A 20059-nucleotide genomic window follows, 5' to 3' on the forward strand; every position below is an offset into this window, starting at 1 on the left:
GCGCCAACAGCCATGCGCCTCGGCCGGACCGCCCGCCAGGAATAGGGAGCCGTCAGGGATCAGGGAGCCGCGGGGCAGCACCCGCACCAAGCCCTGCACCAACAACCACACCAGGCCTAGGCGTAAGCGCCCAGGAAGAGCCCACGCCACCAGAGTCATGAATGGCACGCTCACCTTGTTCTGTATATATTCGCGTCCGCGGGACCGCGCCGTTTTGCGGGTCAGGGCGGGTCAGGGCAGTTGGGCCTGATCGGCTCCCATGTGCGTTGAGGTGCTCAACGCACATGGGAGCCCAGACCTCAGGTCACAGGCAAAGGCGGGACCTGCGGAATCACGCGGTTTCCGCCTCGAGCCCAAGAAGGTGAGCGTGCCACCAGGCCCGCAGCCGACGCCTGGCAGCCCAAGACCGCACCACCAGACGGACGTGCAAAACCCGGGCCAGGGGTGGGGCGGGCTGTCGTGACTCCAGCGGTCTCCGGCAAGGGTTCTCCGGCGAGCCTGGTGTGGTCCGCGGAGGGTGTGCTGCGCGTGCCATTGTGGGTGGCCACCCAGGGCAGGCGCACCGGCCCGAGGCGTGTGTGCGGGGTGTGGCTGGCTAGGCGTGACGGGCCCTTCGTGGGTCGGGGTCGACCTGAGCTGTCTGCCAGGTCTGGCGCTCCTGGGAGAGAACAGCGCTCCGGGGCAAGAACGCGTACGCAGGAGCGTGCACCAGACTCGCCGCAGCACGCTGAGCTCTCCGCATCACGTCCGGCTCGCTCACACCCGACCCGCACCGCGTCTGGCTTGCTCCCACCTGACCCGCATCACACCCGACCCGCTGCCGCCCAGCGCACCTCACGCCCCCAGCTCCGCTCACTGCCACCAAGCCGCCCGCACCCCGGCCACGGTCCCTGCCCCACACCGCACAGCCACGAGCCGCACCCCCACGCCGCCCGGCAGCCCCTGCAGCTCCCAGCTACCCGGTGTATTGAGTGCCTGGGGCAAACGGCAGCCCCTGCAGGTCCCAGCTACCCCAACTACAGGAGCACCGCACCTCGCCTGAGTCCTGGCCCACAGCGGCCAGGTGGGTCAAGATGGTGTCATGAACCTTCTACGCGTCCTCGTCCGACCAGCGCTCGCCGCCCCCTTCATCACCGACGGGATCGACGCCGTCGCCCGCCCCAGACGGCACATGGAGAAGCTTGAGAAAGTCACCCCCACTCTGGAGCGGGCCGGGGTCCCGCCGCTGCTCACCTCCGACGCCCGGCTGCTGACCCGGGTCTCAGGCGCGGTGAGCGTGCTGGCAGGTCTGGGCCTGGCCACAGGCAGGGCTCCGCGGACCAGCGCGGCAGTCCTGGCTGCTCTCAACATCCCGCTGACGCTGGTGAACTACCCGGTTTGGACCGCTGCTGACAAGGAGTCCCGCAAGCGCTCCGTCTCCGGCCTGCTGCGTGGCGCGGCCGTAGGCGGCGGCCTGCTGCTGGCAGCCGTGGACCGGCAGGGACGTCCCTCCCTCGCCTGGCGGGTGCGCAACTCCCGCCAGCAGCGCAAGGCCATTGAGGCGGCCCACCTGGCGGTACGCGAGCGCTACGGCGTGGCCCCGGCCTGACCCGACCGGCTAGTCTCCTCCCGGGTACCGGCAGGTACCCGTGGTCCAGGTTGCCCAGGGGCGGCCCTCCCTGGCCTGGCGGATGCGCAGCGCCCGCCAGCAGCGCAAGGCAGCCAGGACGGCAACGCAGACCGGCTAGTCTCCTGCCTGGACCAGACAGGGGCCCGCAGGCCCCCCGCCCGAATCCTGAGGGAGTACCCGTGCCTGAGACATCCGACAAGCCACGTATCGTCTACACCCTGACCGACGAGGCGCCCATGCTGGCGACCCGCTCCCTCCTGCCTGTCGTACGCGGCTTCCTGGCCCGCGCCGGCATCACGGTGGACACGGCCGACATCTCCCTGGCCGGGAGGATCCTGGCGGCCTTCGGCCTGGCTGCCGACGACCTGGCGGCCCTGGGCGCGCTGACCCGCTCCCCACAGGCCACCATCATCAAGCTCCCCAACATCTCTGCCTCCCTGCCCCAGCTTAGGGCCGCCGTGGCCGAGCTCCAGGCCCAGGGCCACGACGTCCCCGACTACCCGGACTCCCCCGCCACCCAGGCCCAGCACCGGGCGCGTGCCGCCTACGACGCCGTCAAGGGCAGCGCCGTCAACCCCGTCCTGCGCGAGGGCAACTCCGACCGCCGCGCGCCGGCCGCAGTCAAGGCCTACGCCCGCTCCCACCCCCACTCCATGGGGGCCTGGTCCCCCTCCTCCCGCACCCGCGTGGCCACCATGGACTCCGGGGACTTCCGCCACAACGAGCGCAGCGTGGTCGTGCCTGAGGCGGGGACCGTGACGGTCCGCCTGCGCCCGGCCGACGGCGGGCAGCCAGTGGTGCTGCGCGAGCCCCTGGCGGTGACTGCCGGGGAGGTCCTGGACGCCACCTTCATGTCCGCCACCGCCCTGGACGACTTCCTGGCCCGGCAGGTAGCCGCCGCCAAGGACGACGACGTGCTCCTGTCCCTCCACCTCAAGGCCACCATGATGAAGGTCTCCGACCCGCTCATCTTCGGTCACGCCGTGCGCGCGACGCTCCCCGGTGTCTTCGCCACCCACGGGGAGGCCCTGGAGGCGGCAGGGCTACGTGCCGAGGACGGCCTGGAAGCCGTCCTGGCCGGGCTGGAGGCCCTGCCCCAGGGCGAGGAGATCCGCTCCGCCGTCGAGGCCGAGCTTGCCGCCGGCCCACGGGTCTCCATGGTGGACTCCGACCGCGGGGTGACCAACCTGCACGTGCCCAGCGACGTCATCATCGACGCCTCCATGCCCGCCATGATCAAGAACGGGGGCCGCCTGTGGGGGCCGGACGGGCAGCCGGACGACACCCTGGCCGTCATCCCCGACTCCTCCTACGCCGGTGTCTACGCCGCTGTCATTGAGGACTGCAAGGCCAACGGCTCCCTGGACCCAGCCACCATGGGCTCGGTGCCCAACGTCGGCCTCATGGCCCGCAAGGCCGAGGAGTACGGCTCCCACGACAAGACCTTCCTTATCGACCGGCCCGGCACCGTGGAGGTGGTGGTCGTGGAGGGCACCGGCTCCCCCGCCGGGACCGTGCTGCTGTCCCACGAGGTGGCGGCCGGCGACATCTGGCGGGCCTGCACCACCCAGGACGCCCCCGTGCGCGACTGGGTGCGCCTGGCCGTGGCCCGGGCCCGGGCCACCGGCGCGCCCGCCGTGTTCTGGCTGGACCCAACCCGCAGCCACGACACCATCCTGACCGACCTGGTGGAGCGCTACCTGGCCCAGGAGGACACCCAGGGCCTGGACCTCCGGGTCCTGGACCCGGTGTCAGCCGCACGCCTGTCGCTGGAGCGTGCCCGGCGCGGCGAGGACACCATCTCGGTGACCGGCAACGTGCTGCGCGACTACCTCACCGACCTGTTCCCCATCCTGGAGCTGGGCACCAGCGCCAAGATGCTCTCGGTGGTGCCGCTGATGAACGGCGGCGGCCTCTACGAGACGGGCGCGGGAGGCTCGGCGCCCAAGCACGTGCGCCAGCTGCTGGAGGAGAACTACCTGCGCTGGGACTCCCTGGGCGAGTTCCTGGCCCTGGCGGAGGCCCTGCGGCACGTGGCCGAGGTCGGCGGGAGCCCCCGGGCCGTGGTGCTGGCTGACGCCCTGGACGCGGCCACGGCCACCCTGCTGGAGGAGGAGCGCTCGCCGTCGCGCCACCTGGGAGGGATCGACAACCGGGGCTCCCACGCCTGGCTAGCCCTGTACTGGGCGCGCGAGCTGGCCGCCCAGGCCGCCGACACCACCCTGGCTGAGACCTTCGCCCCCGTGGCTGCCCGGCTGGAGGCCGGCATCGAGACGATCCAGGCCGAGCTCCTGGCCGTCCAGGGCTCACCGGCCGACATCGGCGGCTACTACCGCCCCGACCCCCAGGCAGCCGACGCGGTCATGCGCCCTAGCGCGACGCTCAACGCTGTTGTCGACGCGCTCTGACCCGATGGAGACGCCTGCGGAGGCCAACCCCTGGTGGCCTGCCCCCACCGCCCCCGGGCCACTGGACGCGACCGTGGGCCTGCCCGGCTCAAAGTCGCTGACCGCGCGGGCACTGGTGCTCGCGGCGGTGGCCCGCGAGCCCACCGTGCTCACCGGTGTGCTGCGCTCGCGCGACACTGACCTCATGATCGCTGCCCTGCGCACCCTGGGCGTGCGTGTCGAGCAGGCCGAGCCCCCCCGGGAGCCAGCGGCCCCTGAGGGCCCCGCCACGGCGGGGCGCCCAGGCAGCGCAGGCGCTCCCCCGGGCGCTGGCTCCCGTCTGCGTGTCACACCGTCGTCCCTACCGCTCCACGTAGTGCCCGGGGGCAGCGTGGACTGCGGTCTGGCGGGCACGGTCATGCGGTTCGTCCCAGCCCTGGCAGTGCTGGCCGACGCCCCAGTGGTGCTCGACGGGGACCCGGCAGCGCGCCTGCGCCCGATGGCTCCCCTCCTGGAGGCCCTGGCCACACTGGGGGCCACGGTCACCTACCTGGGACGTCCGGGTTTCCTTCCGGTGCGCGTAGAGCCGGACGCCGATCGCCTCCTGGGTCCCGGGGCGGGGGCGTCCGCCCCGGGACCCAGGAGGCCTCACCGGGTGGAGGTGGACGCCTCCGGCTCCTCCCAGCTCCTCTCCGCCCTGCTCCTCGTGGCCCCCCTGCTGCCCGGCGGGCTGCAGGTCACCACCATCGGGGGCGTCCCCTCGCTGGCGCACGTGAGGATGACGGTGGAGGCACTGCGGCACCGCAGCGTGGTGGTGGAGGAGCCGGGCACACCCGGCCCGGGGGCGACCTGGCGGGTCCTCCCCGGGCTGCCCGTCGGCGGAGAGGTCGTCGTCGAGCCGGACCTGTCCAACGCGGGGCCGTTCCTGGCCGCCGCCCTTGTGGCGGGCGGCACAGTGCGGGTACCGGGCTGGCCACCGTCGACCACCCAGGCCGGGGACGCCTGGCGCTCCCTGCTGCCGCGCATGGGTGGCAGCGTCACCCTGACCACCAGCCTCGTCGACGGGCAGGCCCTCCCTGTACTCTCTGCGCACGGGGACGGGCAGGTGCGCGGCATCGACGCCGACCTCTCCGACGTGGGTGAGCTGGCCCCCACAGTCGCAGCGCTGGCTGCGGTAGCCGCCCACCAGGGGCAGGGCAGCAGGCTTACAGGCATCGCCCACCTGCGCGGCCACGAGACGGACCGCCTGGCGGCCCTGTCCACCGAGATCCGCCGCCTGGGCGGTGACGCCCAGGAGACGCCGGACGGCCTGGTCATCCGCCCAGCCCGCCTGCACGCTGCCCGACTACGCAGCTACGCCGACCACCGGATGGCGACCTTCGCCGCTGTCGTGGGCCTGGCCGTGGAGGGCGTGGAGGTCGATGACGTGGGGTGCACCTCCAAGACCCTGCCGGGCTTTGCCGGGATGTGGCAGACCATGCTCGACGACGCAGACCGCAGGGGCTGCGGGGAGCAGGAGGACCGCCGCAGCGACGGCCACCGTGGTTCGTGTGGTGCCGGTGTCACGGCTGCCCGGGACACCCACGGCTGATGGCACGCAGGGACACCGGTACCGACGACCCTCGGGTGCGCGTGCGCCCGGGCAGGGGATCGCGCCCGCGCACCAAGCAGCGCCCAGCACACACCGACGCCCGCCTGGGCATGGTCACCCGCATCGACCGGGGGCACTACCGCATCCGCCTGGAGGAGCACGGCCTGGGCCTGGACGGCAGCGGGGACGTGACGGCGATGAAGGCCCGCGAGCTGGGGCGGGGCAAGGTGGTGGTCGGTGACCGCGTGGCCGTGGTCGGCGACGTGTCCGGGCGGGCGGGCAGCCTGGCCCGCATGGTCCGGGTGGAGGAGCGCCGCACCCTCCTGCGTCGCAGCGCCGAGGACGGGGAGGCCGCAGGCAGCGAGCGTCCCGTCGTGGCCAACGCCGACCTGCTGGTGGTCGTCACCTCTGTTGCCCGCCCGCAGCCGCGTCCTCGCATGATTGACCGCTTCCTCGTGGCTGCCTATGAGGCTGGCATGGAGCCGCTCCTGGTCCTGACCAAGACGGACCTGGCAGACCCCCGCCCCCTGCTGGACACCTACCACCCGCTGGGGGTCACCGCACTGACCACGCACCTGGGTCCCGGCCAGGACGAGGGCGTGGGCGCGGTGCGCCAGGCCCTGACCGGGCGGGTCTCGGTCCTGGCAGGGCACTCGGGGGTGGGCAAGTCCAGCCTGGTCAATGCCCTGGTTCCCGGTGCGGACCGGGCCACCGGAGACGTCAACGCGGTGACCGGACGGGGACGCCACACCTCCACGAGCCTGCAGGCCCTGGAGCTGCCGGGAGGCGGATGGGTCATCGACACCCCGGGGGTGCGCTCCTTCGGGGTCTCCCACGTCGAGGCCGACGACCTGCTCCGTGCCTTCCCCGACCTGGCAGCGGCCGCGCAGCAGTGCCCACGCGGCTGCACGCACCTGGAGGGTGCCCGCGACTGCGCCCTGGACACCTGGGCGTCACAGGACCGGGCCGCGCCCGCTGTGCCCCAGTCCTGTGACGAGGCACCCCAGTCAGCGCTACGGCGCCGCTTTCGCGTGGACTCCTTCCGTCGCCTGCTGGTGCCCTCCCTCCAGGCGCAGGACCCGACGCGGTCCTAGCACCGCCTCCCGGTGCCCGGGTCAGCCCAGATCAGCCAAGGTCCCGGCACCTGCAGGGCACCAGCCCGGCACCCGGTCTCGCCCAGGCCCGCAGCAACCCTCCGGCACCCGCGTCCCTCCGGCAGCTGAGAGGACTCGGGCCCGGCCAGGTCCGGATATGGGCGGGCACCGGGCCGTCCACCGTGTCGACGCCGGGTCGTCGACCGGGTTCTCATACACCCCACTACCGGGCCTTCCGTCCCATACCACGCCATTGTGTGCGGAACATCACTATCTACTCTGCGTCACAGTTAGACGGTCCTCAGTGCCACTGAGCCGACGGGCCACCACCCCCCGAGAGGAGCGGCCCCACCCCGTCTTGCCCAGAAATACCGGAGAAAAGCGGCCTTCACGGGAGCGTCAACCATATCCCGCAACATACCTGCATAGGAATAACAGCTCCATTGCAAGGTTCAACTACTGAGTCGCTTTGGTCGTTTCCACAACCAGAGGCGCGTTATTCTCCTGCCATGCACAACAGTAGTCTGACATCACTGCCCCGCCCGGCACTCAACGACCTGTCCGCGCGCGCCGACCTGTCCGCCGCGCGTCGGCGTGTTCTTGAGATCGTCGAGGCCTCCGCCGAGCCCATGACCGCGGTCCAGATCGCGGACGCCCTCAACCTCCACCACAACACGGTCCGTGAGCACCTCGACGCGCTCGCTGCCGCCGGCTTCATCGCCGTGTCCACACGCCCCACGGGCAAGCGGGGACGGCCCGCCCTGCGCTACTCCTCCACCGCCCCGGACCCGCGTCAGGTCGTCGAGTCCTACGTGCACCTCCTGGACTCCATCGCCCAGACGCTCGACAGCCGGGAGGACGCCCGCGCCATGGCGCTGGAGATCGGCAGGCTCTGGGCCGAGCACACCCCCGTGGTCCTGGAGACGGCCACTGCGGCAGGCAACACCGTCAAGGAGCGCATGACCGCGCTCCTACCGCACCTGGCCATGATGGGCTTCGCCCCGGAGGTCAACGGCGACGACATCGTGCTGCGCTCCTGCCCGCTGGTGACCCAGGGCCACACGCCTCACTCCCTTCTGTGCACCATGCACGAGGGCTTCCTTCGCGCCGTGGCCGACCTGGACGACCAGCCCTCCGACAGGGACCCTGACACCGTGCCGGAGCGGATCCGCGTCATCCCCTTCGCCGGGGACGGCTGCCACCTGCGCACCAACGTGCTCGCGGCCAAGAACGCTGAGGCCTGAGCCCTCAGTCCGAGCACCAAGCTCATCACAGACACCAACCACGCACGACGACATCGGCCCGAGGACCGGTCACGGGGGAGGGCAGGCACCCAAGTGCCTGCCCTCCCCCGTCTCGTCTGCCGACACCTCCGCCACCCGCTACGCGGTGACGTGAAGCACGCCCCTGGCCCCCTTCTCCGTGTCGGTGAAGGAGTGGGTGACCATCACGTAGCTGCCCGGCTCGGCAGGAACACACTCCACGCACCCTCCCTGGGCCGGGTGATGCCCGAGTGCTGCGCGGTGAAGGTGTAGACCAGGGACTCCCCGGGGACGATGGGGCGCATGGCGTCGTCGGGTGGGGTGATCCCGGCGTGGAAAGGGCAGCGGTAACCAGCCAGGCCACACGACAGCGTTGCGGCGCGCCTGGGCACGGAGTCCCCGTCGTCGTCATGACGACCAGTGCCCCGCGCACCCTCGCGCGCACCTGGGCACAGGCACCTTGGTGGGGCACCGTCACCCCCAATCCAGGCACGCACCTCCACGCACCTGGGCACGGGCACCTCCGCCCCCGGAGCGGGAGTAGGCTGGTGCGTATCGCCGCGCGAGGTGGCACGCACGCAGCAAGGAGAGAACACCATGAGCCAGCCTCCCAACCTCATCCCCGTTACTGAGGCCGCCTCCTCAGGCAGCTCCTGCGGGTGCGCGGAGCATGCTGAGCGCCTGGCGCTGGACGTCCGCCCGATCCCGCACCGGCTGCGCCACCCCGCCGTCATCGGCGCCGCCTCCTCCCTGCAGGTGGGCGAGGGCTTCGACCTCCTCGCCCCGCACACGCCCACCCCTCTGCTCAACCAGCTCGACGAGCTGCCTGTCACCTTCCAGTACACGGTGCTGGAGCAGAGCGAGGGCTACGCCCGCGTCGAGATCCTGCGCACAGCCTGACGGGATGACGCACCACCGGGTGGTGGCGCGCCGGGTCGCACTACCCGCGCCCGTCGTGCGTCCACGCCCCCTCCTGCCCGACGGTGTGCCAGAGCGCCTGACCGACCGCTACGGACGCACAGTGCGCGACCTGCGGCTGTCAGTCACCGACCGCTGCAACCTGCGGTGCACCTACTGCATGCCCGCCGAGGGCCTGGAGTGGATCCCCGGCCCGCTCCTGCTGACCACGGAGGAGATCGCCCGCCTAGCGCGGCTCGCCGTGGAGCGCCTGGGGGTGGAGCGGATCCGTCTGACCGGGGGCGAGCCCCTGGTGCGCCGCGACCTGGAGGCCATCGTGAAGGCCCTGTCCGGGCTGCGGACCGGGTCGGGGAGCCGACCCGACATCGCCCTGACCACCAATGGGCTGGGCCTGCGCAGGCGAGCCGCCGCCCTGAGACAGGCTGGCCTGGACCGGGTCACCATCTCCATCGACACCCTCGACCCCCGGGGCTACGCTGAGCTGACCCGCCGGGACCGGCTGGACGACGCCCTGGCCGGAGCTGAGGCGGCGCAGGCCGCTGGGCTGTCCCCGCTCAAGGTCAACGCGGTGGCGCTGCCGGGCACCCTGGAGGAGCAGGCGCCCCTGCTGCTGCGCGAGTGCCTGCGCCGAGGGTGGCAGCTGCGGTTCATCGAGCACATGCCGCTGGGGCCGCAGGACTCCTGGCGGGCAAACGGCGTCGTCAGCGCGGAGGAGGTCCTGGAGACCCTGCGCACGGCAGGATTTGAGCTGACCGAGCAGGGGCGCCCGGAGGGCCGCCCGGCCGCCCTGTGGCACGTGGCCGCAGGGGGGGACCACCCGGCGGGGGACGTGGGGATCATCGCCTCCGTCACCGCGCCCTTCTGCCAGGACTGCGACCGCACCCGGGTCACGGCTGACGGCCGGGTCATGCCGTGCCTGTTCTCCTCCCAGGAGACCGACCTGCGCGGCCCGCTGCGCGCCGGCGCCGACGACGACGAGCTGATCCGCATCTGGGCAGGCGCCATGTGGCTCAAGCCGAGGGCTCACGGGTCGGACACGCCGCGCCCGGTAGCGGAGGACACCGCCAGCGCACCCGGCACGACCAGGGCAGGGACCAGCGACAGGGGAGGCTTTGCCCGCCCGCTGAGGACCATGTCGGCCATTGGCGGGTAGACGGCCCTGGGCAGGCCCTCCCCCGCCCGGTGGCGGAGTCCAGGGCACTGAGTACTGTTCCCGGTCCGCGGCTACGATGTCACGACCCACGACGTCTCACCCCACGGAGCCCTGATGAGCACCCCGCTTTCTGATCCTGCTATCACCCTGACGCTACGCTACTTCGCGGCAGCCGCCGACGCGGCCGGGTGCGCGGAGGAGCGCCTGGAGGTCCCCGCTGGAACGACCCTGGCCGGACTGCGCGAGGCGCTGGCCGGCAGGAGCCTGGCCATGGCCCAGGTGGTCTCGGTGTCCAGCTACCTGGTCAACTCCCTGTCCACCCCCTCGGACGCGCTCACGCCCCTGGTGGACGGGGACGCCGTTGACGTCCTGCCTCCCTTCGCGGGCGGGTGAGCCACACTCGTCACGGCTGCACATCTTCATCGGCGCCAGGCAGTCGCGACTGGCGGAGAACGGCGAAACTGTGCTCCTGGATGCCGGTAGCAGGACTGCCCAGGAGGCCCAAGATGTGCAGCAAGAAGGTTGCTGCACATCTTCAAGGTGCTGGCTGCAGCATCAAGCCCATCGTTACGCGCAGTTACGCGCAATCGCCTCCACCGTGCAACTGGTTGCACCGTGAAGATGTGCAACGGCGTAGTAGTAGTGTGGACGCGTGGACCAGGAGAGAAGCAGGTACGAGCGCGGCAGGAGCGTCCTCTCGGAGATCGAGAACGACCCCGGGGGCTCCGTCCTGGACGACCTCGCCGCCTTCTGCCCGGACCTTGAGCGGCTGGTCGTCGAGTTCTGCTACGCCGACGTGCTCGACCGCCCCGGCCTCCCCCGGCCGGAACGCCAGCTTGCCACCGTCGCCGCCCTGGCAGCCCTGGGCAACGCCCCCAGCCAGCTCCGGTTCCACACCAAGGGTGCGCTCAACGTCGGCTGCGCCCCGGAGCACATTATCGAGTCCTTGATACAGCTCACCGTCTACGCCGGGTTTCCGGCCGCCCTCAACGCGGTGTCGGCGGCGCGGGACGTCTTCGCGGAGCAAGGTGTCGTCCCCACGCCCGCACGCCACCAGACTGACGCCCTGTCCCGCTTTGAGACGGGCTCAACGCTCCTGGAGAAGATTGACGGCACGGGTGGCACCGCAGTCATCAGCTCCCTGTCCGACATCGCCCCCGACCTTGGGCGCTTTATCGTCGAGTACTCCTTTGGTGACGTCTATGCCAGGCCGGGGCTGTCCCTGCGACTGCGCGAGCTTGTCACCGTCGCCGCCTGCACCGCCCTGGGCACGTGCGTACCGCAGCTGCGTATTCACATGCAGGGCTACCTCAACGTCGGTGGAACCACAGAGGAGCTCACCGAGATCATCATCCAGATGGCCGTCTACGCCGGGTTCCCTGCGGCTCTCAACGCCCTTACCCAGCTTCGGGCACTGCTGGCCGAGCAGGAGACCCCTCAGCAAGCCGCGAGCAGCCCAGGTAGTCACGGGTAAGCAGTACGCGCAGCACTGGTAGCACGGGACGCAGCCAGCGAGGCGCCACTGCGGCCAGCCCAGGCCTCAGCACCAGCAGGCGCGCTCCTGGAAGTGGCAGCAATGACAGCACCGTCCGGCTTCCTCAGCCCAGGTTGGTCCACTGGGCGGTCCCGTCGGTGAAGCGCTGGTATTTCCACACCGGGAGGCTCCTCTTGACCTCCTCGACCAGCTCACTGAGGGCTGCGAAGGCGGGTTCGCGGTGGTCGGCGCTGACTGCTACGGCGAGCGCGGTGTCGCCCACCACCAGGTCCCCGACACGGTGGACAACCCCTAGGGCGCGCACGCCGTGGCACACCCCCACCTCGGTGGCGATCCGGGCGGCGACGTCCCTGGCCGTGGGGTGGCAGGCGTAGTGGATACCTATAACCTCGCGCCCGCCGTCGTGGTCACGTACCACGCCACTGAAGGTGACGAGGGCTCCGGCGGCGGAGTCCTCCACCAGGCCTGCCAGGTCGGTGACGCTGACCGGGACTGTGGTGACCTCGGCCCGCACCACGCGCGCCCGGCTCCCTGCGGGTACGGCGGCACACGACCCAGGGCTCTGCTCGCTCATGGTCATCAAGCGCCTCCATCGCGTCCCGTCCTCACCTACCTGGCAGCGTCCCCAAGGCTACCTGCGGCCACCGCGCCCGGACCATGAGGCAGGCAGGGGCAGGACATCACGCCCCCGATGGCCGACCAGCCTCGAACCGCCCGGAACCACCGCCACAGTAGCGGGTGCTACGGGCCGGGAGGGTGTCCTGCGGGGCGGGGGGAGCGTCGGGAGGCCCTGGAAAGGCTGGAGGAGCCAGCGTGACAGCCGTGCCGAGGACCGTGACAGCCGTACCGGGGGGACAATGACGCCGCGTCCAACCCGCACCCGCGCGGCGCCGCCGCGCGAGCCCTCACGGAAGGAGCCCCGCATGCCGATGCTCGCCCCCGAGGAGTACCTGGCGCAGGTGCTGGGGGGGCTCAACCCCCTGGAGCCTGTAGAGGTACCGCTGCACCAGGCTCACGGGCGTGTCCTGGCCTGCGACGTCGCGGCCCGGCTCCCGGTGCCGCCGTGGACGAGCTCCGCCATGGACGGCTACGCGGTGCGCGCCGGTGACACCGTCGGCGCCTCACCAGGCTCCCCCGTGCGGCTGCCGGTCGCGGGCGACGTCCCGGCGGGTACGGCTGCCACGCCCCTGGAGCCCGGGACCGCCCTGCGGGTCATGACCGGTGCCGTTCTGCCTGACGGCGCGGACGCGGTGGTCAGGGTGGAGGACACCGATCAGGCCCCTGGTCCCCTCCCCCTCCCCGGGGCGGTGGAGATCCGCTCAGCCGCGACCGCAGGTGCCAACGTGCGCCAGGCTGGGGAGGACGTCACCACCGGTGCCCCGGTGCTGGCAGCGGGCACCGTCCTGTCGGCGGCCGGGGTGGCCGCCCTGGCCTCGGTGGGCCTGGGCACCGTCAGGGTGGTCCCGCAGGTGCGTGTCGCCGTGGTCTCCACCGGTGCCGAGCTGTGCGACGCCGGCCAGGAACTGGCTCCGGGCGCGGTGCCCGACTCCAACGGGCTGCTGCTGGCGGGCCTGGTGGCCGAGCACGGCGCCCAGTGCGTCAGCACCACCCGTAGCGGCGACGACGCCGAGGAGCTGGTCGGCCACCTGCGTCGGGTCGCGCGTCACGCGGACCTGGTGGTCACCTCTGGCGGCGTCTCCGCCGGGGCCTTCGACCCTCTGAGCGCCCTGGACAGTGCGCCGGACACGACGGGGGCAGGCCGCAGCGGCCCCGACGTGGGCGGGTTGGCCCCCGCAGGGCCGACCCCAGGTGGCCCTCCCCCGAGCCGCCCGGAGGCTGACCCGGTTCCGGCGGCCCCGGCCCCGGTGCGCCTGCACCGCAGCGCGGTGGCGATGCAGCCTGGCAAGCCGCAGGGGCACGGGTGGGTGCGCGCCGAGGACGGCCGGGAGGTGCCGCTGGTGTGCCTGCCGGGCAACCCGGTCAGCGTCCTGGTCTCCTTCACCACGCTGGTGGTCCCGGTCCTGGCCCGGCTGGGGGGCTACGACAGCGGCCGACCCGCAGAGTGGGGCGGCCCGCCACCAGGTGACAGCGACGCCTCCTGCCCGGCGGGCCACAGAGCGGCCCCCGCCGACCACCCGGGCACGCAGGCTGGTGCCGCCCGTGTCACAGTCTTGCCGGGACGGGCGCGGGCAGCCACCGGCTGGACGACACCGCGGGGTCGGCGCCAGTACGTCCCGGTACAGCTGGTGGCCCCACCTCCGGCAGCAGTGTCCTCACCGCCGCAGGAGACCACCTCTGACCGGGTGCACCGACCGGACCAGGCTGGCCTGGTGCACGCGCGGCAGGTCGCCGGAACGACCGGGGCGGCCTGGGTCGCGCCCACCCACAGGCTGGGGTCGGGCTCCCACCTGGTCGCCTCACTGCCCGCCGCCCAGGCACTGGCCGTGGTAGGAACCGACACCACCGAGGTTACCGAGGTCACGGTGGGTGACGAGCTGGAGCTCCTGCCCCTGTCGGCTCCTCCCGCCCCTGCCCGCGCAGACCTGCCCCGGGACCAGGCCGGCAGCGTGCCACCTGGCCCCACGCCCCCCGGAGCAGTGCCCCAGGGCGGCAGCCTGACGCCCCGCACCGGCAGTCCCAGTCCTGAGGGCACTCAGGGCCCCCGGGACAGTCGGCAGGTCGTCCTCACCCATCTGGACGAGGCAGGCGCGGCGCGCATGGTTGACGTCACCGGGAAGGAGCCCAGCGTCCGGCAGGCCCGGGCCACCGCCCTCGTGACCTGCTCGGCGCCGGTGGTCCGGGCGCTGCGAACGGGCAGCGTCCCCAAGGGTGACGTGCTGGCCGTGGCCCGCGTGGCCGGGATCGCCGCCGCCAAGAAGGTGCCCGACCTGCTCCCCCTGGCCCACGTCATCGGGGTCCACGGCTGCCAGGTGGACCTAGAGGTCACCGACGAGGGGGTCCGCATGGAGGCCACGGTACGCACTGCCGACCGCACGGGGGTGGAGATGGAGGCCCTGACCGCCGTCACCGTGGCCGGGCTGGCGGTGGTGGACATGGTCAAGGGCGTGGACCGCGACGTGGCGCTGCGCGACGCCAGGGTCGTGGCCAAGTCCGGGGGCCGCTCAGGGGACTGGAGCCGTCCCACCAGCACAGAGGACACCGGCGGTGCAGAGGACACCGGCGGCAGCCAGGCCGGGCAGGACAGGCAGGCCGGGCAGGACAGGCACTGTGGCAGGCCCTGAGCCTGCCGGGCACCAGCCCCGGGCGGTCCCTCCGCAGGCTCCCGGCGCACGGGTCGGGGGTGAGGCTGTCGGCTACCTCGGGAGCGCTCCCACGCTCGACGTCGTGGTCCTGGCCGGGGGCGCGGGGCGGCGCCTGGGCGGAGCCTCCAAGCCCGACGTCGTGGCACGCGGCGCCCGCCTGATCGACCACGTCCTGCGCGGCCTGGACCAGCTGCACCACGACGGCGTGCCGCTGGGACTCGTGTGCGTCATCGCCCCGCAGACGGTGGCCCTGCCTCGGGGGGTCCTGCGCGCCCTGGAGGACCCTCCCCTGGGTGGCCCGGTGGCCGGCATCGCCGCAGGCCTGGCCAGGCTGAGCCGCGCACGACCACCCCGGGCCGACAAGACGCACCAGGCACCAACGACGTACGCGGACCTGCCCGCAACCGGACAGCCAGGCGGACCAGCGCCGCTGACCGCCGTCCTCACCTGCGACGCGCCACAGGGCTGGCAGGCGCTGCCCGAGCTCCTCCACGTTGGCACGGACACCGCGACCAGCCCTGGCGGCCCGGACAGCACCGACGACTCGGCTGGTGGGAGCGCCGTCGCTACCGAGGCCGACCCGGGGGCGGCTGGTCCGGGTGCTGTCGGCACCGCCGACGAGCCCGACCTGCCGCAGGCACCCGCCGAGGGCGCGTGCGCGCTCCAGGACGGCCACGTCCAGTACCTCCTGGGAGTCTACCGCACCAGCGCGCTGGAGCAGGTCGTCGCCCCGGGCGGGACGGCGCTGCGGGACACGGCCGTGCGCCGCACCCTGGGCAGGCTGGACGTCCGGCCCGTCCCGTTGAGGCAGCACCCCCAGGCCGCCCACGACCTGGACACCTGGGAGGACGTGCGCGCCTGGGAGCAGGAGGTCCCGCAGACGTCACCGCGTGACGCCCGAGGGCAGCCTGGACAGGAAGGCTCCGCCCAGGACCGCAAGCACGACCGCGGCAACCACGAGGGCCGTCGTAAACCCTAGCTGCTGCACTCCGAGGCCGGTCAGCAGCGGCCCGACAGCCATCCCGCCAGCGTAGGCGAGGTTGTACAGGGCGAAGGAATCGCCAAGCGTCGGCGGTCTCGCGGCGTAGCCCTGGTCAACGACCAGCGCCGTGGCAGGGACGAGGAGGAGCGCGGAGGACAGCCCCAGAAAAACCATCCCCACGCCGGTGAGCCACAGCTCGGTCGCGGCACCGATGACGACAAGCGCGGCAACCACGGCGGTCAGGCCCAGAGCAGTCAGCAGCCGGGCGGACACCGTGCCGACACAGGAACCGACCACCGGGTTCGCGATGACCCCCGCCAGCGAGGCCAGGCCGAACAGGAGACCGACACTGAGGGCGCTGGTGCCAAGATGGACGGGGAGAACCGGTTCCAGACTGGACAGGACCGCTGCCCCCACGAGGACGGCGACCGTGACCGGCACAGAGCCGGGGACTCTCAGGACGGCGAGTGGGCCTGCGGCGTCGTCGGTCACGCGTGGGGAGTCCTTGACCAGGACGACGCGCAGTACCCCGTCCAGGCCGGCCACACAGGCCGCGAGCAGGTAAGGGGGAGGCGGTACTGAGGTGCTCCACCATGAACCCGGCCAGGACCGGGCCGATGAGGACACCGAGGGTGATTGTCGACAGCGCGGTCCCCATGGCCTGGCCGCGCCTGTCCATGGGAGTTGTGGCCACGATCAGGGACAGCGAGGCGACCCAGGACATTCCTCCCGCGATCCCCTGGCAGAACCGCGCGACGAGGAGGAGCCAGTAGGAGCCGCCCACGGCGAAGAGCAGGGTGGCAGCCGCCAGCCCGACAAGGCCGACCAGCAGCGGGCTCCTGGGGCCGTAGCGGTCCACGGCGCGTCCGGCGGCAAAGGTCGCCATGACCATCGCCACGGCGTAGGAGGCGAACAGGACTCCTGTGGCTGCCGGGTCGGCGTCCAGCACCGAGGGCAGCAGCGGGAGCACCGGGACAGCAAGGCCTACCACGAGCATGTCCGTGAACAGGGCTACCGACCCGACGGCGAGCGCAGTGGTGGCAGAGGTGCCCTGTGGTTCCAGGGCAGAGTTGTGACTCTTCATGAGAAGGGACTCCGTATCGGTCTGTGCGCAGCCCGAGCGTCGGGGCTCAGCAGGCTCCAGGGCTGCGTCGTGTCATCTGCGACTAGTGGAGATGACGGTCATGCTTTCAGTAGCCGCAACCGGCTCCAGAGCTCAGGGAGCGGTTGGGCGGGGGAACCCGACGCGGAGAGCGGGCAGTCACACTGGCTAGCAGGAGCGCATGCCCATTCAGTGGCCGCGCATCAGACTGCTGTCTCCGCCAGGGACGCTAGCACCTTCGTGATGGCTGGTCAATCCTTTGCTGCTGCACATCTTCGACCGGCTGCCGGTAGCACCCCCGGGGCGGCGAGGCGCCGGGCTCCCCGTGATCCTGCGGGAGACGGGACGTCCGCCACCTGGGTCACCCGCTAGCACCAGCTCCATGATGTGCACCAGGAAGGCTGCCGCACATCATGGACCCTGCGCCGCGCAGGGTACCTGGGAGGGCAGTCCCCCGCACCTCGCGCACTGAGCCCAGCGCAACCCGCAGAAGCACGCGGGTCCCGGGACCACCCCGGCCCCGGCGGACAGGTCGGCCCCGGCCAGCGCGACCACACCACGCGCCCGAAGATGTGCAACCTGCAGCCTACTTGGTGCCCACGGCAGGCCGCGAACCTTACGGGAACCCCAGCGCGCCCGGCGCACCCGGTGCTCTCAGTGGTCCCCGCCGCCGAGCTGGTCCAGGACGTGGGGCACCAGGGGGCCGATGACGGCGACGGTGTCCCTGACCCCACCACGCGACCCCGGGGCATTGACCACCAGGGCACCGTCGGCCTCGCGGGAGGTCACCCCCACCAGGCCGCGCGACAGGCCCGCCAACGGGGTGCTGGCCAGCCCGTGGGCGCGCACCTGCGCCTCGACCCCCTCCAGGCGGGTGGCCAGCAGCGGCGCGGTGGCCTCCGGGGTGAGGTCGCGCGGCATGACCCCGGTGCCCCCGGTGGTCAGCACCACGCGCGCGCCTGCGGCAAGCGCACTGGTGACCGCCTCGCGGACACTGTCCACGCCATCAGGCACCACGACGACCTCATCCACCACCACGCCGTGCTGGCCCAGGAGCTCGGCCGCCAGCGGGCCTGAGACATCCTGCCGCTCCCCGCTCACGCAGCGGTCCGACACCGTGACCACGGCGCCCTTCACCGGCTTCGACAGGCTGCGCGCCCTCGGCGACCCAGAAGACCCAGAAGGCGACGCAGGAGCCGACACCGAATCCAACGCAGCGACATCCGACGCTGCCACCGGCGGTGAGGCGGGGACACGTCCGGAGGCCGTGGGTGCGTGCCCGGGAACCTGCCCGGGTGCCTGGTTGGATACCTGGTCAGACACATGGTCAGACACGCGGTCGGCGCCGGGATCACTCATGGCACCCACGGTAGCCACAGCCACCCGGCTCGACCACCCCGCACCCACCCCGGCGGGACTGCCCCGCGACCACCCCCAGCACGACCGCCTGCACAATCGCCGCCACTGCCGCCCCGGCACCGCTGCCACACCAGCCATACCGCCGCCCGGCCGTCCGTTCTCGGCCCACCACGGCCCTACCGCTGACCCTCTCCCACCGGATTTGCGGGACGTCATGGTGACGCAATAAAAGAGCGGCCCCGCCCCTGGGACCCTAATTCCTCCCTGACATAGCAGAGAAAAGTCATCCCTATGGTGCGAGCACACCAGCCTGGGCAGACTTGTGCCACACATCGCACGTCAACGCCGTCGGCCCCACGCCCCCAGCAGCAGGTCGACACCCCAGCAGCCACAGGTGGTCGTTGGAGGGCCTGCACCCGCAGGACGACCTGCTCCGTCAACCCCAACCCCAGGAGCATGATGCCTACCCCCACCACAGCCGACCCACCGGCCCGGGTCCTCACCGACTGGGACCCTGAGGACCCGGGCCGCTGGTCGGCTACCGTCGCCTGGCGCACCCTGGCCATCACCACCTTCTCCCTCATGCTGGGCTTCACGGTCTGGTTCCTTCCCAGCGCCATCGCCCCCCGGCTGGGCGAGATCGGCTTCGACCTGTCCCGGGAGCAGCTGTACTGGCTGACCTCCATGCCAGGGCTGTCCTGCGGGTTCCTGCGCCTGGTCTACATGTTCCTGCCGGCCACCATCGGCACGCGCATGATGGTGGGGGCCTCTTCCCTGCTCTACGTCCTGCCCATGCTCGGCTGGTTCTTCGCCGTCCAGAACCCGTCCACCTCCTTCCCGGTGCTGCTGGGCCTGGCCTTCACCTGCGGCATCGGCGCTGCCACCTTCTCCGGCTACATGCCCTCCACCGGCTTCTTCTTCCCCAAGAGGCTGTCTGGCACCGCCCTGGGACTCCAGGGCGGCCTGGGAAACATGGGCATGAGCGTCATCCAGCTGGCCGCCCCCTTCCTCATGAGCACTAGCCTCTTCGGCCTGACCTGGGTCCACCCCTTCGACGACGACGCCCCCGTGGTGGTCAACGCCACCGTCTTCTTCCTGCCCTGGTCGCTTCTGGCCGCCCTCCTGGCCTTCGCCTACCTCAAGGACGTGCCTGTCAAGGCCAACATCCGCCAGCAGCTCGACGTGTTCGGCAACATCGACACCTGGCTCATGACCGTCATCTACATCATGACCTTCGGGCTGTTCTCGGGGTTCGCCGCCCAGACCGCCCTCATCATCAACAACAGCTTTGGCGCCAGCTCCCCGCTGGCGGAGTCCTTCCCTGCCTCCCAGCTGCCCGCAGGCGCCTCCTACGCCTTCCTGGGCACCCTCATCGGATCCTTCCTGCGGTTTGCCTGGGGGCCGCTGTGCGACCGCCTCGGTGGGGCGGTGTGGACCCTGGTGTCCGCCCTCGGCATGGCCGCCACCATGGCCTTCTGCGCGGTCCAGCTGACCAGCCCGGACCACCCCAGCGACTTCACCCCCTTCCTGTGGGGGATGCTCGCCATGTTCTTCTTCGCCGGGGTGGGCAACGCCTCCACCTTCAAGCAGATGCCCATGATCATGCCTCGCCGCCAGGCCGGGGGCGCTATCGGCTTCACCGCCGCCGTGGCCGCCCTGGGACCGTTCCTGGTGGGGGCGGCGCTGTCGGTCCTGCCCGCCGCCACCTTCTTCTGGTGCTGCTCGGTCTTCTGCGTGGTGTGCGCCGTCATCACCTGGGTCCGCTACGCCAGGCCGGGAGCCAAGCGCCCCGGGTGATCCGCGTCCCCGTCAGCGAACCAGCAGAGACGCAGCACAGACCCAGC

Annotated in this window: 14 protein-coding genes and 3 pseudogenes; 13 read left to right on the forward strand and 4 right to left on the reverse strand. The window is 71.9% G+C overall.

What is annotated here, in order from left to right; genetic code table 11:
- The first annotated feature begins 1081 nt into the window (after positions 1–1081).
- From CWS50_RS08740 to CWS50_RS08785, 9 genes are all read left to right on the forward strand, one after another.
- Positions 1082–1588, forward strand: a complete 507-nt coding sequence (locus CWS50_RS08740) for a DoxX family membrane protein (protein ID WP_127842484.1) — start codon at positions 1082–1084, stop codon at positions 1586–1588.
- Between the two features lie 257 nt (positions 1589–1845).
- Positions 1846–4017, forward strand: coding sequence for an NADP-dependent isocitrate dehydrogenase (locus CWS50_RS08745; protein WP_127843367.1), 2172 nt, complete (start codon positions 1846–1848; stop codon positions 4015–4017).
- Positions 4018–4021: 4 nt separating this feature from the next.
- The gene (aroA, locus tag CWS50_RS08750; RefSeq protein ID WP_127842485.1) at positions 4022–5587 is read left to right on the forward strand and encodes a 3-phosphoshikimate 1-carboxyvinyltransferase; all 1566 of its coding nucleotides are present in this window, start codon (positions 4022–4024) and stop codon (positions 5585–5587) included.
- Positions 5587–6681 carry a ribosome small subunit-dependent GTPase A gene (rsgA, locus tag CWS50_RS08755; protein WP_127842486.1) on the forward strand — a complete coding sequence of 365 codons (1095 nt, stop codon included), beginning with the start codon at positions 5587–5589 and terminating at the stop codon, positions 6679–6681. The genes aroA and rsgA overlap by 1 nt, the downstream gene beginning before the upstream one ends.
- A 509-nt stretch (positions 6682–7190) precedes the next feature.
- Positions 7191–7925 (forward strand): helix-turn-helix transcriptional regulator, encoded by a 735-nt coding sequence (locus CWS50_RS08760; RefSeq protein WP_127842487.1) that lies wholly within the window; start codon positions 7191–7193, stop codon positions 7923–7925.
- A 615-nt stretch (positions 7926–8540) separates the two neighbouring features.
- The gene (locus tag CWS50_RS08770) at positions 8541–8843 is read left to right on the forward strand and encodes a DUF2249 domain-containing protein (protein ID WP_127842489.1); all 303 of its coding nucleotides are present in this window, start codon (positions 8541–8543) and stop codon (positions 8841–8843) included.
- 4 nt (positions 8844–8847) lie between these two features.
- Positions 8848–10014 carry a GTP 3',8-cyclase MoaA gene (moaA, locus tag CWS50_RS08775; RefSeq protein WP_127842490.1) on the forward strand — a complete coding sequence of 389 codons (1167 nt, stop codon included), beginning with the start codon at positions 8848–8850 and terminating at the stop codon, positions 10012–10014.
- 114 nt (positions 10015–10128) lie between these two features.
- Positions 10129–10407, forward strand: coding sequence for a MoaD/ThiS family protein (locus tag CWS50_RS08780; protein WP_127842491.1), 279 nt, complete (start codon positions 10129–10131; stop codon positions 10405–10407).
- A 259-nt stretch (positions 10408–10666) separates the two neighbouring features.
- Positions 10667–11488, forward strand: a complete 822-nt coding sequence (locus CWS50_RS08785; RefSeq protein ID WP_127842492.1) for a carboxymuconolactone decarboxylase family protein — start codon at positions 10667–10669, stop codon at positions 11486–11488.
- Between the two features lie 124 nt (positions 11489–11612).
- Here CWS50_RS08785 and CWS50_RS08790 read toward each other — a convergent pair whose 3' ends face one another.
- On the reverse strand, positions 11613–12083 hold the full coding sequence (locus CWS50_RS08790; protein WP_180342424.1) for a molybdenum cofactor biosynthesis protein MoaE: 471 nt from the start codon (positions 12081–12083) through the stop codon (positions 11613–11615).
- 349 nt (positions 12084–12432) lie between these two features.
- On the opposite strand from CWS50_RS08790, the pseudogene CWS50_RS08795 reads away from it, so the two are divergent.
- The 3 genes and pseudogenes from CWS50_RS08795 to mobA all read left to right on the forward strand — a co-directional run.
- Positions 12433–13980, forward strand: a pseudogene (locus tag CWS50_RS08795) (molybdopterin molybdotransferase MoeA); the annotation flags it as partial.
- A gap of 144 nt (positions 13981–14124) precedes the next feature.
- Positions 14125–14649: pseudogene (gene moaC / locus CWS50_RS08800) on the forward strand (cyclic pyranopterin monophosphate synthase MoaC); the annotation flags it as partial.
- An 88-nt stretch (positions 14650–14737) separates the two neighbouring features.
- Positions 14738–15751, forward strand: coding sequence for a molybdenum cofactor guanylyltransferase (gene mobA, locus CWS50_RS08805; RefSeq protein ID WP_127842493.1), 1014 nt, complete (start codon positions 14738–14740; stop codon positions 15749–15751).
- Here mobA and CWS50_RS13535 read toward each other — a convergent pair.
- The 3 genes and pseudogenes from CWS50_RS13535 to CWS50_RS08815 all read right to left on the reverse strand — a co-directional run bounded on the left by CWS50_RS13535 (position 15656) and on the right by CWS50_RS08815 (position 18005).
- On the reverse strand, positions 15656–16381 hold the full coding sequence (locus CWS50_RS13535) for an MFS transporter (protein WP_243118261.1): 726 nt from the start codon (positions 16379–16381) through the stop codon (positions 15656–15658). The genes mobA and CWS50_RS13535 overlap by 96 nt on opposite strands.
- 7 nt (positions 16382–16388) lie before the next feature.
- A pseudogene (locus tag CWS50_RS13540) lies at positions 16389–16838 on the reverse strand (MFS transporter); the annotation flags it as partial.
- 672 nt (positions 16839–17510) lie between these two features.
- Entirely contained in the window at positions 17511–18005 is a 495-nt protein-coding gene (locus CWS50_RS08815; RefSeq protein ID WP_243118548.1) for a MogA/MoaB family molybdenum cofactor biosynthesis protein, read from the reverse strand.
- Positions 18006–18671: 666 nt separating this feature from the next.
- On the opposite strand from CWS50_RS08815, the gene CWS50_RS08820 reads away from it, so the two are divergent.
- A complete protein-coding gene (locus CWS50_RS08820; protein WP_243118262.1) occupies positions 18672–20012 on the forward strand; it encodes an MFS transporter in 1341 nt (446 codons plus the stop codon).
- The last annotated feature ends 47 nt before the right edge of the window (positions 20013–20059 follow it).

The sequence above is a fragment of the Actinomyces wuliandei genome (genome assembly GCF_004010955.1).
Lineage (GTDB): Bacteria > Actinomycetota > Actinomycetes > Actinomycetales > Actinomycetaceae > Actinomyces > Actinomyces wuliandei.